Annotated in this window: 14 protein-coding genes; 2 read left to right on the top strand and 12 right to left on the bottom strand. The window is 68.8% G+C overall.

The window, feature by feature from the left end:
• Positions 1-21 precede the first annotated feature (21 nt).
• From JO391_RS08025 to JO391_RS08005, 5 genes are read right to left on the bottom strand one after another with little or no spacing between them, the layout of a single operon-like run.
• Positions 22-1200: a molybdopterin molybdotransferase MoeA gene (locus tag JO391_RS08025; protein ID WP_220663958.1), complete on the bottom strand. Its 1179-nt coding sequence runs from the start codon at positions 1198-1200 to the stop codon at positions 22-24.
• Positions 1200-1676: a cyclic pyranopterin monophosphate synthase MoaC gene (gene moaC / locus JO391_RS08020; RefSeq protein ID WP_220663956.1), complete on the bottom strand. Its 477-nt coding sequence runs from the start codon at positions 1674-1676 to the stop codon at positions 1200-1202. Before moaC ends, JO391_RS08025 begins: the two co-directional genes overlap by 1 nt.
• Entirely contained in the window at positions 1676-2488 is an 813-nt protein-coding gene (gene trpC / locus JO391_RS08015) for an indole-3-glycerol phosphate synthase TrpC (protein WP_220663954.1), read from the bottom strand. The genes moaC and trpC overlap by 1 nt, the downstream gene beginning before the upstream one ends.
• 8 nt (positions 2489-2496) lie before the next feature.
• Positions 2497-3510: an anthranilate phosphoribosyltransferase gene (gene trpD, locus JO391_RS08010; RefSeq protein ID WP_220663953.1), complete on the bottom strand. Its 1014-nt coding sequence runs from the start codon at positions 3508-3510 to the stop codon at positions 2497-2499.
• Complete coding sequence (locus JO391_RS08005; protein WP_220663952.1) at positions 3507-4088, bottom strand: anthranilate synthase component II; 582 nt, start codon at positions 4086-4088, stop codon at positions 3507-3509. Before JO391_RS08005 ends, trpD begins: the two co-directional genes overlap by 4 nt.
• A 136-nt stretch (positions 4089-4224) precedes the next feature.
• On the opposite strand from JO391_RS08005, the gene JO391_RS08000 reads away from it, so the two are divergent.
• Complete coding sequence (locus tag JO391_RS08000; protein WP_259444857.1) at positions 4225-6135, top strand: divergent polysaccharide deacetylase family protein; 1911 nt, start codon at positions 4225-4227, stop codon at positions 6133-6135.
• Positions 6136-6231: 96 nt separating this feature from the next.
• Here JO391_RS08000 and trpE read toward each other — a convergent pair whose 3' ends face one another.
• The 7 genes from trpE to fabI form a co-directional block, all read right to left on the bottom strand.
• Positions 6232-7743: an anthranilate synthase component I gene (gene trpE, locus JO391_RS07995; RefSeq protein ID WP_220663951.1), complete on the bottom strand. Its 1512-nt coding sequence runs from the start codon at positions 7741-7743 to the stop codon at positions 6232-6234.
• A 7-nt stretch (positions 7744-7750) separates the two neighbouring features.
• Positions 7751-9628 (bottom strand): peptidyl-prolyl cis-trans isomerase, encoded by a 1878-nt coding sequence (locus tag JO391_RS07990; RefSeq protein ID WP_220663950.1) that lies wholly within the window; start codon positions 9626-9628, stop codon positions 7751-7753.
• Positions 9629-9839: 211 nt separating this feature from the next.
• A complete protein-coding gene (locus JO391_RS07985; RefSeq protein ID WP_220663949.1) occupies positions 9840-11021 on the bottom strand; it encodes an aminotransferase in 1182 nt (393 codons plus the stop codon).
• A 1-nt stretch (position 11022) separates the two neighbouring features.
• Positions 11023-11514, bottom strand: a complete 492-nt coding sequence (locus JO391_RS07980; protein WP_220663948.1) for a DUF2127 domain-containing protein — start codon at positions 11512-11514, stop codon at positions 11023-11025.
• Positions 11514-12020, bottom strand: a complete 507-nt coding sequence (gene gpt / locus JO391_RS07975; protein ID WP_220663947.1) for a xanthine phosphoribosyltransferase — start codon at positions 12018-12020, stop codon at positions 11514-11516. Before gpt ends, JO391_RS07980 begins: the two co-directional genes overlap by 1 nt.
• A 12-nt stretch (positions 12021-12032) precedes the next feature.
• On the bottom strand, positions 12033-12647 hold the full coding sequence (locus JO391_RS07970; protein ID WP_220663946.1) for a LysE family translocator: 615 nt from the start codon (positions 12645-12647) through the stop codon (positions 12033-12035).
• Positions 12644-13474, bottom strand: a complete 831-nt coding sequence (gene fabI / locus JO391_RS07965; protein ID WP_220663944.1) for an enoyl-ACP reductase FabI — start codon at positions 13472-13474, stop codon at positions 12644-12646. The genes JO391_RS07970 and fabI overlap by 4 nt, the downstream gene beginning before the upstream one ends.
• Positions 13475-13583: 109 nt before the next feature.
• On the opposite strand from fabI, the gene pdxH reads away from it, so the two are divergent.
• Positions 13584-14201: a pyridoxamine 5'-phosphate oxidase gene (pdxH, locus tag JO391_RS07960; protein WP_220663942.1), complete on the top strand. Its 618-nt coding sequence runs from the start codon at positions 13584-13586 to the stop codon at positions 14199-14201.
• Positions 14202-14247: the final 46 nt, after the last annotated feature.

Here is a 14247-nt window from a genome sequence, read left to right as displayed (position 1 = left end):
ACGGCCTGATCGGCCCGCAGCCTAAAGCGGCAGGTAATCCACCACATCCCCCGCCGCGCGCGGCCCATCGCCCGCAGGCCGGATCAGCAAGGCATCGGATTCGGTCAGGATGCGCAGCAGGGCCGAATCCTGCGACACGAAGGGCGCAATGCCCGGCAGGCCCTCGCCGGGCGAAAGCTTCGCCCGCATGTAATGCGTGCGCGGGCCGGTCGGTCCCACCGCCTCGGCCAGCCGGGCGCGGGCAATGCGGGGCAGGGGATCGGCCTGGCCCAGCATGGTGCGGATCATCGGCACCATGAACAGATGGCCGCAGACGATGGCCGAAACCGGGTTGCCCGGCAGGCCCAGCATCGCAGCACCATTCAGCCGCCCCGCCATCAGCGGTTTACCGGGCCGCATCGCGATCTTGTAGAAGCTGCGTTCCAGCCCCATCTCGCCCGCAACCTTGCCCACAAGGTCATGGTCGCCCACAGAGGCGCCGCCCACCGTCACCACGAGGTCGGCGCCTTCGGCCAGACCCAGAACCACGCGCAGATCGGCCTCGGTGTCCCGCGCGATGGGCAGAAGCCGCACTTCCGCCCCCTCGGCCTCGGCCATCGCCTTCAGCGCAAATACGTTCGAAGCGACGATCTGGTCGGCGCGCGGGGCCTCGCCCGGCATCACCAACTCGTCCCCCGTGGGGATCACCGCCACCGCCGGCCGCCGCGTCACCGCCACGCTGCCGATGTTCATCGCCGCCAGCAGCGCCAGGTCCGCCGGGCGCAGCCGGCGCGGAGGCAGCGCGTCGCCCGCCCGGAAATCCTGCCCGCGCGCGCGGATGTTGGTCGAAGCATCCAGCCGATCGCCCAGGGTGATCCGGTCGCCCTCTGCTGTCACATCTTCCTGGATCACCACGCGGGTCGCCCCGTCGGGCACCGGGGCGCCGGTGAAGATGCGCACCGCCTCACCGGGGCCCACGCGGCCCGCGAACACATGCCCCGCCGCCGCCATTCCGATCACGCGGAACGCCATGCCCGGTGCCACATCGCCGGCCACCGCATAGCCATCCATCGCCGAGGCATCAAAGGGCGGCTGGTCGCGCCCGGCCAGAGCCGGCGCCGGCATCACCCGTCCGGCGGCCTGGGCCAGCGGCACCCGTTCGGGCTCCAGCGGCCTGCACAGCCCGAGGACGCGCGCGGTGGCCTCTTCGACCGAAATCATCACTCCGCCTCGTAACGGCCCGATTTCCCACCGTCTTTCAGGATCAGACGTATGCCCTCGATGCGCATCGCCTTCTCCACCGCCTTGACCATGTCATAGACGGTGAGCGCCGCAACCGAAACAGCCGTCAGCGCCTCCATCTCCACACCGGTCTGGCCCGAGGTCTTGACCGTCGCCTCGATCCGCACACCCGGCATGGCGGCATCCGCCACCAGATCGACCGTCACCTTCGTCACCGGCAGGGGATGGCAAAGGGGAATAAGCTCGGCCGTCTTCTTCGCCGCCATGATCCCCGCCAGCCGTGCCACGCCCAGCACGTCGCCCTTGGCCGCCCGACCCTCGGCAATCAGCGCCAGCGTCGCGGGCGTCATCACCACCTCTCCCGCCGCCGTGGCGATGCGATGCGTCACGGGTTTGTCCGAGACGTCCACCATCTGCGCCCGGCCCTCGGCGTCGAAATGCGTGAGCCCCGCCATCAGATGTTGCCATGCGCGGTCAGCGGCGCCGCCAAGAGCGCCCGCGTCGCCGCCTCCACGTCGTCCTGCCGCATCAGGCTTTCGCCGATCAGGAAGCAGCGCGCGCCATACCGCGCCAGGTCGGCCAGGTCGGCCGGGGTGTAAAGCCCGCTCTCCGACACGATCATCCGGTCCTCGGGCACCAGCCGCGCCAGCTTGCGCGTCGTCTCCAGCGTCACCTCGAACGTGTGCAGGTTGCGGTTGTTGATGCCGATCAGCCGAGACTTGAGCCGGCTCGCCCGCTCCAGTTCGGCCTGGTCATGCACCTCGATCAGCACATCCATGCGCTGATCGAACGCCGCAGCTTCCAGTTCCGCCGCCTGCGCATCCGAAAGCGAGGCCATGATGATCAGGATGCAGTCCGCCTTCAGCGCTCGCGACTCCACCACCTGCCAGGGGTCATAAAGGAAATCCTTGCGCAGGCAGGGCAGGGTGGTCGCATCATGCGCCTGGGTCAGAAAGTCGTCATGCCCCTGGAAGGACGGCCCGTCGGTCAGCACCGACAGGCAGGTCGCCCCCCCGGCCTGATAGGCCTTCGCCAGCGCCGGCGGGTCGAAATCCGCCCGGATCAGCCCCTTAGACGGGCTGGCCTTCTTGATCTCCGCGATCAGGCCATAGCCCTTGCCCGCCGCTTCCGACAGTGCCCGCGCAAAGCCGCGCGGTGCAGGCGCCTCGGCAGCGGCGGCGGCCATGCTTTCCAGGCTGTGCCGCGCCTTGCGCGCCGCCACCTCCTCCAGCTTGTAGGCCTTGATGCGGTCCAGGATCGTCGTCATTGTCTCACTCAGTTCTGCGTCAGGCGCACCAGGGCCGCCAGTTTCGCCTTTGCCGCGCCGCCGTCGATGCTTTCGGCCGCCAGCGCCACGCCTTCCTTCAGGTCCCCCGCCCGGTCCGCCACCACCAGTGCCGCCGCCGCATTCAAGAGAACCGCATCGCGATAAGCCCCCGCCGCCCCGTCCAGAAGCGCGCGGAACGCCACGGCATTCTCGGCCGGCGTGCCCCCCAGGATCGCCTCGAACTGATGCACCGGCAGGCCCGCCTCTTCGGGGTGCAGATCGAACTCGCGCACCGCGCCATCTTCCAGCGCCGCCACCTTCGTCAGCCCGGCGATGGAAATCTCGTCCGTCCCGTCCATCCCGTGCACCAGCCAGGCCTTCACCGACCCCAGGACCCGCAAGGTCTCGGCCATGGGGCGGATCAAATGCGGCGCAAAGGCCCCTGTCAGCTGCCGCTTCACCCCCGCCGGGTTGGTCAGCGGACCCAGGATGTTGAAGATCGTCCGCGTTCCCAGTTCCTGCCGCACCGGCATGACATGGCGCGTCGCCGGATGATGCATCGGCGCCATCATGAAACCGATCCCGGCCTCGGTGATGCAGCGTTCCACCACCTCGGGGCCGACCATCACGTTCAGCCCCATCTCGGTCAGCGCATCCGCCGCGCCCGACTTCGACGACAGGTTGCGATTGCCGTGCTTGGCCACCGTCACGCCCGCGCCCGCCACGACAAAGGCCGTCGCGGTCGAGATGTTCAGCGTGCCCCGGCCATCGCCGCCGGTCCCCACGATGTCCATCGCCCCCTCGGGCGCACGCACCGCATGGCATTTGGCACGCATCACGCTGGCTGCGGCGGCATATTCGTCCACCGTTTCGCCGCGTGTGCGCAGCGCCATCAGAAAGCCGCCCATCTGCGCCGGTGTCGCCGCGCCCTCGAACAGCGCCTCGAAACATGTCTCGGCCTCGTCGCGCGTCAGCGGTCGCGTCGCCGCCACGCCGATCAGCGGCTTCAGTTCGGCGCTCATGCCGCCACCTTGGCGCTGTCCAGGAAGTTGCGCAGCAACTGGTGCCCGTGCTCGCTTGCGATGGATTCCGGGTGGAACTGCACGCCCTCCACCGGCAAGTCGCGGTGGCGCAGGCCCATGATCGTGCCGTCCTCCAGCCAGGCCGTTACCTCCAGGCTGGTGGGCAGCGTGGCGCGGTCCACCACCAGCGAGTGATAGCGCGTGGCCAGGAACGGCGAAGGCAGGCCGCGGAACATGCCCTGGCCGGAATGGTGCATCGTGCCCATCTTGCCGTGAACGATCTCGTGGCAGCGCACCACCTTGCCGCCAAAGGCCTGGCCAATGGTCTGGTGCCCCAGGCACACCCCCAGAAGCGGGATGCCCGCTTCGGCCGCGGCCAGGGTCAGCGGCAGGCAGATGCCGGCCTGATCGGGGTCGCAGGGCCCGGGCGACAGCACGATGGACGAAGGCCGCAGCGCCATGGCCGCCTGCACATCCAGCGCATCGTTGCGCCGCACCACAACATCTGCGCCCAACTCGCCCAGATAATGCACCAGGTTGTAGGTAAAGCTGTCGTAGTTGTCGATCAGAAGCAGCATCTTGCGGGGCCTGGCCGGAAAGGGGATGAAGGCCGCCGAGGGCCGGGTTATACATGGTCAGAGCCGCCGGGGGGCGTCAAGGGGAAGCAGGGCTTCCCGCCGCCCCCGAACGGGCAGAACGGCAAGGAGGCAGGGCGTGGCGCGCGGGTTGTTGGGCGGAATGGTTCTGGGCGGGGTCGTGGGCGCTGCGGGTCTCGCGCTCTTGTCGCAATCCCTGCCGTTGCCGCAGGGCGCCACCTCCGGGACGGCCCCGGCCACGCAGCCCGCCGAACCCGACGCCACCCAAACCGTTGTCGCGCCAGAACCCGTGACACCCGAACCCGTGACGCCCGAACCCGTGACGCCAGCCGAACCGCCGGCCCCGGAAGACGCGCCCGATCCCGCGACAGAGACCGCACCCGAGGCCGTGCCCGCGCCGCCCACCCCGGCCGAGCCCGCTCCGGACGCCGCGCCTGCGCCCGAGACATCTGCCGAAACCGCTCCGGCTGTTACCACCGACACCCCGTTGGAACCTGCGCCCGCACCGACGGAAACCGGTGCGGAACCGGCCCAGCCGGCAGGTGAAGCCGCGCCCGCAGCGACAGCGCCTGAAGCTGCGGCACCCGAAGCGATCGCTCCCGAAGCCGCGCCCGCCCCGGAAACCGCCACAGCGCCCGCAGACGCAACCGCTGCCCCGCCAGCCGAAAGCGCAGCGACGGAGCCGCCGCCGGAAACGGCGCCAGAGGCTGCAACCGAACCCGCCCCCGATGCGGCCACAGCCGCCGACGCGCAGGCAGAAACCCTGCCCAAGGTGCTCCAGATGGCCGAAGCGCCCGCCGCGCCCGAACCGGCGCCTGCAGATGCGGCCACTCTACCTGCCGCCGATGCCGCGCCCGCCCCGGACGCGGTGGCCGAGCTGGATGCCGCAACGCCGGCCGAAAACGCCGTTCCGGTCGAAGTCGCGCCCGCCCCGACCATGCCAAAGCTCACGGACAGCGCGCCCGACCTGCCGGCCGGCGAAGTCGCCGCCGCCGTCCTGGGCGATCTGCCGATGGCCGAGCCGCCCCAGCCCGGCACCACGACCACCATCGCCGTGCTTCCCTCCGACATGTCGGACAGCGAGGCCGTGCCCGAAACCGCGGACGGCCCGCCCCCCCCGCCGCTCACGCCCGAGGAAGAGGCGTTGCTCCAGCCCGCCCCGGCCCCCGCGGCCGAACCCGCCCCGGCGCTGATCGTGCCGGACGAGCCGCCGGTGGCAGGGCAGGGCAGCCTCGCCCCCGATCCCGGCCTTCCCATGGCGGGGACAGAGGCCGAGACCGGCCGCTTGCCGCAGATCGGCACCGAACCCGCCGCGCCAGACGAGGCGGCGCCGCCCGCCGAACCCGCGACCGACACGCGCCCGCTCGTCCAGTTCGCGCGCCCCTTCACGCGCGAACTCGGCAAGCCCCTGTTCTCGATCCTGATGGTCGATCCCGGCGGGCCAGATGTGGACCGCACCACCCTCGCCGCGCTGCCCTTCCCGGTGACCTTCGTCATCGACCCGATGGCCCCGGATGCCGCCACCGCCGAAGCCATCTACCGCGCCGCCGGGCAAGAGGTCGTGATGGCCGCCACCGGCATCCCCGAAGGCGCCACCGCCGCCGACCTCGAACAGACCTTCCAGGCCCATGCCGCCGCGCTGCCGCAGTCTGTCGCCGTCATCGACCTGCCCGAAGGCGGCCTTGGCGAAAACCGCCCCCTCGCCACCCTGGCCGTCCCGGTGGTCGAAGCGCAGGGCCGCGGGCTCATCACCTATGATGTCGGCCTGAACGCCGGCGACCAGGTCGCGCGCCGCGCCGACATGCCCGCCGCCACGATCTTCCGCCGCCTCGATGCCGAAGGGGAATCGAAACCCGTGATGCGCCGCTACCTCGACCGCGCCGCCTTCAAGGCCGCGCAGGATGGGCAGGTCATGGTGATCGGTTCCACCCGGCCGGAAACCGTGGCCGCCATCCTGGAATGGACGGTCGAAGGCCGCGCCACCACCGTCAGCCTCGCCCCCGCCAGCGCCGTGCTGCTGGCGCAGTAAGGCGCTCAGACGCCCCGGCGCAGGCCGGGGCCCCGATGATCCAAGGCCCTCGGGTTGGCTTGTTTCGCCGGCTGCCCGGAGCGAGGCGTTGGCGCCTCAGCCGTTGCCCCGGTTCACGAACATGGCCGTGTCCTCGGCCGCCCGGCGCAGCGCGCGGGACTTGTTCACGGTTTCCTGGAACTCGGCTTCCGGGTCGCTGTCATAGACCACGCCGCCCCCTGCCTGGGTATAAAGCACCCGGTCCTTGATCACCGCCGTGCGCAGCGCGATACAGAAGTCCATCTCGCCATTGGCCGCGAAATAGCCCACGCCCCCGCCATAGACACCGCGCTTTTCCGGTTCCAGCTCGTCGATGATCTCCATCGCCCGCACCTTGGGCGCGCCCGACACCGTGCCCGCCGGCAACCCTGCCAGCAGGGCCGACAGCGCATCCTCGCCCTCGGCAATCTCGCCCACCACGTTCGACACGATGTGCATGACGTGGGAATAGCGTTCGATGATGAACTTCTCGGTCGGCCGCACCGTCCCGATCTTCGCCACCCGCCCCACGTCGTTGCGGCCCAGATCCAGCAGCATCAGATGCTCGGCCAGCTCCTTCTTGTCGGCCAGGAGGTCCAGCTCCAGCGCCTTGTCCTCTTCCGGCGTGACCCCCCGCTTGCGCGTCCCCGCGATGGGGCGCACAGTCACCTGGCCATCGCGGAGCCGCACCAGGATTTCCGGCGAAGCCCCCACCACCTGGAAGCCCCCGAAATTGAAGAAGAACATGAAGGGCGAAGGATTCGTCCGTCTCAGCGAGCGATAGAACGCAAACGGCGGCAGCGGGAAATCCTGCGCCCACCTTTGCGAGGGCACCACCTGGAAGATGTCGCCGGCGCGGATATAGTCCTTCGCCTTCTCGACCGCCGCCTTGTACCCCTCGTGGGTGAAGTTCGACCGCGCCTCGCCCACTGGCGCCGCGCTGCCCAGGTCGCGGCTCGCGGTGGCCGGCGCGCGGTCCAGATCGCGCAGCGCATCCATCACCCGCTCGGCCGCCTGCGCATAGGCCGCCCGCGCCGAAAGGCCAGAGGCCGCCCAGGCCGGCGCCACCACCGTCACCTCGCCCTTCACCCCGTCCAGCACCGCCACGACCGAGGGCCGCATCAGCACCGCATCGGGCAGGCCAAGCGGATCGGGGTTCACATCCGGCAGATGCTCCACCAGCCGGATCATGTCATAGCCCAGGTAGCCGAACAGCCCCGCCGAAATCGCCGGCAGGTCGGCCGGCAACTCGATCCGGCTTTCCGCGATCAGCGCGCGCAAGGCGTCCAGCGGCGCGGCCTCCTGCGCCACGAAGGCCGCCGGATCGAACCGCGCCTCGCGGTTGATGCGGGCAGAGCTGCCACGGCACTGCCAGATCAGGTCGGGCTTCATGCCCACCACCGAATAGCGCCCCCGCACTTCGCCACCGGTCACCGATTCAAGCATGAAGGTGTCGGTCCGCGCCTCACCCAGCTTCAGCATCAGGCTGACCGGCGTGTCCAGGTCGGCCGCCAGCCGTGCCCAGACCACCTGATTGCGGCCCTCGGTCCAGGCGCGCTCGAACTCTTCGAAACTCGGCGAAAGCGTCATCGGATGCTCAGTTGATCTGGCCGTTCACGGCAGTAATCACCGCCTGGTTCAGCGTCAGCCCCATTTCGGTCTGCACGGCGCGCACATAGTCGCTCAAGGCATCCTGCGCGATGGCCTGCTCGAACTGCGCGCCGATGGCCTGCACCAAAGCCTGAGCGTCTGCGCTTTCCGGGTCGGGCCGCACGATCTTGTCCAGCCGCACCACCGCCGCGAAGTCCGGCCCCGACACCACGGTCAGGTCGCCCTCGGTCATGCCGAACAGCGTGGTCACGAAATCGGCCGGCATCGCCTCGACCGAACCTTCGCGCGACAGCCCCCGCGTCACATCCAGGATGCCGAAGCTGCCCATGTCGCCCCCGGCCTTCACCGCCGCCACGATCTCCTCGCCGCGCGTCTTCAGCGCCCGGGCCATCGCATCGGCACGCCAGGCCGCCACGACCTGCTCGCGCGCCTCATCGAAGGGAATCGGCGCTGCCGGCACCACCTCGTCCAGCCGCGCAGCGAACAGACCGCCATCCGACAGCATCACCGCCTCGGGGAAATCGCCCGCGGCCAGCTTGGCCGCCGCATCGCGGAACTCGGGATAGGCCGCGATCTTCTCGTCGGTCTGCGCGCCCGGAACGAAGTCGATGGTCGCCAGGTCCATCCCCTGTTCCTTGGCCAGATCCTCCAGCGTCACGCCGCCCGCCAACTCGTCGTCGATCGCCTCCACCTTGTCGCCGATCGCACGGCGCGCCGCATCGGTCTGCTGCTCGGCCGCCAGCGTCTCGCGCGCCGCTTCGAAGGGCGTGTTCTCCGCCGCCAGGATCCCGTTCATGCGGATCAGCGCCGGGCCAAGATCGGTTTCCACCGGCCCGATCACACCGGGCTCGGTCATGGCAAAGACAGCATCCGCCGCCGGGCCCAGATCCTCGCGCGTCACGTCGCCCATGTCGATGTCGTCCAGCGTCAGCTGCCGTTCGGCCACCAGCGTCTCGAAGGGCGTGCCGGCATCCAGCTTCGCCTTGGCCGCATCGGCATCCGCCTGGGTCGGATAGACCAGACGTTCCACCAGCCGCCGTTCGGGAATGTCGAACTCTTCGATCCGCTCGTCGTAGACCTTCTTCAGCGCCGCATCGTCCACCGGCATCGATGGCGCCAGCGTCTCGGGGAACAGCGCCGCAAAGGTGATGCGCTTGGCCTCGGGCTTGGTGAACTTGTCGATGTTGGCGTCGTAGAACGCCTTCAGCTCCTCGTCCGAGGCTTCGGGCGGCGGTGCGGCCAGGTCCAGCTCGTTCAGGCGCAGCACGGTGATGTCGCGCCGTTCGCCCACCCAATCGGCCATGGCCTTCGTCGCGGCCTCGGGCGCGGCAAAGCCGCCAACGATGGCGCCCTGCAGCACGGTGCGCGCCTCGTCCTTGCGGATGCTCGCCTCGAAGTCCGGCTCGGTCAGGTTGTTCTGCTGAAGCGTGAACTTGTAGGCGTCCCGGTCAAAGGTGCCGCCGGCCCCCTGGAAGGCAGGGATCTTCATGATCGCCTGCGCTACGGTGGCATCGCCCACCGAAAGCCCGATCCGCGCCGCCTCTGCATCCAGCGCCGTGCGCCCGACCAGGGATTGCAGCGCGCGCTGGTCCAGCCCGATCTGCTGCGCCATCTCGAAGGTCACGGGCGAGCCGATCTGGCTGGAAAAGGCGTTCATTTCCTGCCGCACGGCGTTGAAATAATCCTGCGCGCTGATCTCCTGGTCGCCAACCGCCCCGACGGCCTGGTTGTTCGACGAGAAGTTCGTCACGCCATATCCGCCAAGGCCCACGAAGGACAGGGCAAGGATCCCGTAGACAAAGAAGTGCGAAACCTTGCCGCCCTTCTTTTTCATCGCATCGGGGTCGTTCGGCGGATTTGCCATCGGGATCGGCCTCGGGCTGGCTGGAACTGTTGCGCTTCTCTAAGGTGCATTGCCGGGGCGGGCAAGTGCCGCGGTCTGGTGCCTTGCTGACGGGGAATGCGCCCAAGACGGTCGCTCGCGCCTTCCCTCCCCCTCGTGGGGAGGGGCAGGGGAGGGGGGAGGGGCAGGGGAGGGGGGCTTCTGGAAGATGAGCCTCCCGGAACCAGCCGCCTCAGCGCACCGGCAAGGCCGCCAGCCGCGCCACCAGCGCCGCAATCCCGGCCCGGTCCACATTGGCAAAGGCAATCCGCATCTGCCGCTTGCCCTCGGGCGCCTCCTCGGGCTGGAACATCGTGCCCGGCAGCATCAGCACGCCCGCCTCCTGCACCAGCCGCTTCGCCACCACGTCCGACGCATCCGAAAACGGATGCTCGGCATAGGCGAAATAGGCGCCACAGCCCAGAAGCCGCCAGCCGGGAAGCCTGGCGAACCCCTCCACCAGTGCGGCGCGGCGCGACAGGATCTCGGCCCGCTCGCCTGCAACCCACTGGCCCAGGTTCTGCATCCCCCACAAGGCCCCGATCTGCCCCAGCTGTCCGGGGCAGATCGCCACCGTGTCGAGAAACTTTTCCACCTCGGCCAGCCGTTCGGCACTGGCCACGATGGCGCCCACGCGGTGCCCGGTCAGCCGGTAGGCTTTCGAGAAGGAGTAAAGGTGGATGAACACATCCGCCCAGTCCGGATCGGCGAACAGGTCATGCGACCTGCCTGAGCGGCTGTCGAAATCCCGGTAGGTCTCGTCCACGATCAGCGCCAGCCCCCGCTCCCGCGCCAGGTCACGGAAGGCCGCCAGGGTCTCCGCCGGATACTCCGCCCCGCCGGGGTTGTTCGGGCTCACCAGTATCAGCGCGCGGGTGCGCGGGCCGATCAGCCGCGCCGCCGCCTCGGCCTCGGGGATCAGGCCCGGACCGCAGGGCAGGGGCACCGCCCTCACGCCCGCCATGTCGCACCACATCTTGTGGTTGAAATACCAGGGCGTCGGCAGGATCACCTCGTCCCCTGCACCCGCCAGGGTGGACAGCACAGCGCAGAACGCCTGGTTGCAGCCCTGGGTGATCGCCACCTGGCCCGCCGCGATCTCGCCGCCATAGCTCGCCGACCACTGCGCCGCGATCTCGGCGCGCAGCGCCGGCAGGCCCAGTACGGGCCCGTACAGATGCGCGTCGGGATTGTTCAGCGCGGCTTCGGCAATCGCCCGCCGCAACCCCTCGGGCGGCACCTCCACCGGCGCGGCCTGGCTCACGTTGATCAAGGGCCGCTCCGCCGGAAACACCACCCCCTGGATCCAGCGCCGCGCCTCCATCACCGGGGGCGGAAAGGTCGCGGCCATGGCGGGGTTCAACGGATTCAGCATGTCAGGCTCCCTTGGCGATGGTGGCTTCTCTTGCTTGGTACTCGGTCCAGATCAGCGCCACCACGATCAGGTCGAACAGCGTCAGCCCCACCAGCGGCCAGGACATCCCCAGGCTCAGCCGGTACAACTGATACAGGATGAACAGCGCCATCACCGCCAATGCCAGCGGATAGGCCCAGAGATAGCCGCGCCACAGCGCCGCCACCACTGCCAGCTTCACCAGCCCGTGGCTCGCCAGATACAGCGCAAAGAACTGCTGCGACTGGATCGAGAACCCCTCCGCCGCGCGCATCAGCGCCGCGGCGATCCGGTCCGCCGTCGGCACCGAAAGCTCGTGGCCAGAAATCCACCCAGCCGCCAGGGCAAACTCCCCATGCGGCACCGCCCACAGCGCCAGCCCGGCCAGCAGTTCCGCCACCGCCGTGGCCGCCTTAACGCCCAGGCTCAGCTCGAACGCCTCGTGCAATACCTGCGCGCGGCGCGGCGAGCCCATCAGTCCCGGCCGCGGAACGGCTGGACGTATTGCAGCGCCATGTCCCAGGGGAAGAAGATCCAGGTATCCTGGCTCACCTCGGTCACATAGGTGTCGACCTGCGGCTTGCCCTGCGGCTTGGCATAGACCGTGGCGAAATGCGCCTTGGGATACAGCCGCCGCACCAGTTCCAGCGTCTTGCCACTGTCCACCAGGTCGTCCACGATCAGGATGCCCGTCCCGTCGCCCATCAGCTCGGCCTGCGGCGCCTTGATGACGCGGGCCTCCACCTGGCTCTGGTGGTTGTAGGATTTCACACTGATCGTGTCGATCACGCGGATGTCCAGCTCGCGGCACACGATCGCCGCCGGTACCAGCCCGCCGCGCGTGATCCCCACCACCGCCTTCCAGGCCCCGCCATCCGGCCCCCGCCCGTCCAGCCGCCAGGCCAGCGCCCGGCTGTCCCGGTGGATCTGGTCCCAGCTGACATGGAACCCCTTTTCATGTGGCAGGCGGTCGGACGACATGGGCAGAACCTCTCAGCTAACGGCGATCTTCAGGCCAAGTATCGCAAGGATGCCGCCAAAACTGCGGTCGATCCCGGTCTTCATGCGCGCATAGGCCCGGCGCGGGCCGTCGAACGAAAAGAGCCGCGCCACCAGCGTGTTGCAGGCCACTTCGTTCAGGAACACCGCCACCAGCAGCGCCGCCAGCCAGGGCCAGCTCGTCCCCGGCGGCACCGTGCCCACGAAGACAGCGCCGAAGAACACGGCAGGCTTCGGGTTGGCCAGCTGCGTGGCAATGCCCAGCCACAAGGCCGACAGCGCCCCGCGCGGCACATCGCCCTCGGTGGGCGTGGCCAAAGGCTCCGGAGCATGGCGCCACATCGAAAGCGCGATCCACAGAAGGAACAGACCGCCTGCGATCTTGAACCCCCACAGCAACGCCGGCGCCACCTGGAACAGAACCGCAAGGCCGAACAGCGCCGCCACCGCCCAGATCACGGCGCCCAGGCCCAGACCCATCGCCAGGAAAAGCCCGGTGCGAAAGCCCTCCGTCACCCCGGTCCGGGCCGACATCAGGATCGCCGGCCCCGGCGAGGCCGCCGCCACCAGATGCAGCGCCCAGGCCGCCAGAAAGGCGGCAAGGCTCACTGCCCGCCCTCTTTCTTGCCGGTCACGATGTCGATGTCCGGCGCGTCGATCGCCTTCATGCCCACCACATGATAACCCGCATCCACATGCAGGCATTCCCCGGTGGTGCCCGAGCCCAGATCCGACAGCAGGTACAGCGCCGCCTTGCCCACCTCTTCCTGCGTGACGTTGCGCCGCAGGGGCGAGTTCAGCTCGTTCCAGCGCATGATGTAACGGAAATCGCCGATGCCGCTGGCGGCCAGAGTCTTGATCGGCCCCGCGCTGATCGCGTTCACGCGGATGCCGTCCTTGCCCAGATCCTCGGCGATGTATTTCACCGAACATTCCAGCGCCGCCTTGCACAGGCCCATCACGTTGTAATGCGGCATGACCTTCTCGGCGCCGTAATAGGTCAGCGTCAGAAGCGACCCGCCGGGGTTCATCATCGCCGCCGCCCGCTGGCAGACCGCCGTGAAGGAATAGACCGAGATGTCCATCGACATCAGGAAATTCTGGCGGCTCGTCTCGACATAGCGGCCGCGCAGTTCGTTCTTGTCGGAAAATCCGATGGCATGAACCAGAAAGTCAATCGACCCCCAGATTTCCTTCAGCCGGGCAAAGACCGCGTCCATCGACTCTTCCGAGCCGACGTCGCATTCGATGATCTCGCTCATGCCGATCGAGGCGACCAGCGGCTCGACCCGCTTCTTCAGCGCCTCGCCCTGGTACGAAAACGCCATTTCCGCCCCCGCGTCGGCACAGGCTTTCGCGATGCCCCAGGCGATGGACTTGTCGTTCGCAAGGCCCATGACAAGCCCGCGCTTCCCCTTCATCAGTCCCGTTGACATTCCGCTTCCCTCGCCCACCTTGCGGTTTTGACAGTGACGTGTAGGCGATCCGGCAGGCTCCATCAAGGGCGGCACGGGCCGGTTTGACACAACATCAAGGGGCTGGCCGATGGACAGGGGCGGTATCTTCGCGGGCGATAACCCGTTTCAACTGGCGCGCGACTGGTTGGCCGAGGCAGAAGCCTCCGAGCCGAACGATCCCAATGCCATCGCTCTGGCCACGGTCGATGCCTCGGGCCTGCCCAACGCCCGCATGGTGCTGCTGAAGGAGATCGAGGTCGAAGGCCCCGGCGGCGGCGCCTTCGTGTTCTACACCAACTACGGGTCGGCCAAGGCGGCCGAGATCGAACAGGCCGGCAAGGCCGCCTTCGTGATGCATTGGAAGTCGCTGCGCCGCCAGATCCGCGTGCGTGGCCTCACCTCGCGCGAGGAGGGGCCGCAGGCCGATGCGTATTACGCCAGCCGCAGCCTGAAAAGCCGGCTGGGCGCCTGGGCCAGCCAGCAGTCGCAGCCCCTTTCGTCGCGCGCCGCGCTGATGGCAGAGGTGGCGAAGATCACCGCCGCCAAGGGTCCGAACCCGCCGCGCCCGCCGTTCTGGGGCGGCTTCCGCCTGCAACCGGTCGAGATCGAATTCTGGGCCGACGGCGCCTTCCGTCTGCACGACCGTTTCCGCTGGCGTCGTGAAGGCATTGAAAAACCTTGGGAAATCACCAGACTCAACCCATGATTTTCGCGCTTCGCGAACGGTAATCCATCATGTGTTCAGGATTTCT

It is taken from the genome of Neotabrizicola shimadae (assembly GCF_019623905.1).
GTDB lineage: Bacteria > Pseudomonadota > Alphaproteobacteria > Rhodobacterales > Rhodobacteraceae > Neotabrizicola > Neotabrizicola shimadae.
This window is presented reverse-complemented; position numbering and strand designations above follow the sequence as displayed.

Excerpts from the sequence above, each read along its gene's own strand:
- trpC (WP_220663954.1), bottom strand. The coding sequence starts at position 2,488 with ATGACGACGATCCTGGACCGCATCAAGGCCTACAAGCTGGAGGAGGTG.
- moaC (WP_220663956.1), bottom strand. The coding sequence starts at position 1,676 with ATGGCGGGGCTCACGCATTTCGACGCCGAGGGCCGGGCGCAGATGGTG.
- JO391_RS07980 (WP_220663948.1), bottom strand. The coding sequence starts at position 11,514 with ATGGGCTCGCCGCGCCGCGCGCAGGTATTGCACGAGGCGTTCGAGCTG.
- trpE (WP_220663951.1), bottom strand. The coding sequence starts at position 7,743 with ATGACGCTTTCGCCGAGTTTCGAAGAGTTCGAGCGCGCCTGGACCGAG.
- JO391_RS08025 (WP_220663958.1), bottom strand. The coding sequence starts at position 1,200 with ATGATTTCGGTCGAAGAGGCCACCGCGCGCGTCCTCGGGCTGTGCAGG.
- fabI (WP_220663944.1), bottom strand. The coding sequence starts at position 13,474 with ATGTCAACGGGACTGATGAAGGGGAAGCGCGGGCTTGTCATGGGCCTT.
- JO391_RS08005 (WP_220663952.1), bottom strand. The coding sequence starts at position 4,088 with ATGCTGCTTCTGATCGACAACTACGACAGCTTTACCTACAACCTGGTG.
- JO391_RS07990 (WP_220663950.1), bottom strand. The coding sequence starts at position 9,628 with ATGGCAAATCCGCCGAACGACCCCGATGCGATGAAAAAGAAGGGCGGC.
- trpD (WP_220663953.1), bottom strand. The coding sequence starts at position 3,510 with ATGAGCGCCGAACTGAAGCCGCTGATCGGCGTGGCGGCGACGCGACCG.
- JO391_RS07985 (WP_220663949.1), bottom strand. The coding sequence starts at position 11,021 with ATGCTGAATCCGTTGAACCCCGCCATGGCCGCGACCTTTCCGCCCCCG.
- gpt (WP_220663947.1), bottom strand. The coding sequence starts at position 12,020 with ATGTCGTCCGACCGCCTGCCACATGAAAAGGGGTTCCATGTCAGCTGG.
- pdxH (WP_220663942.1), top strand. The coding sequence starts at position 13,584 with ATGGACAGGGGCGGTATCTTCGCGGGCGATAACCCGTTTCAACTGGCG.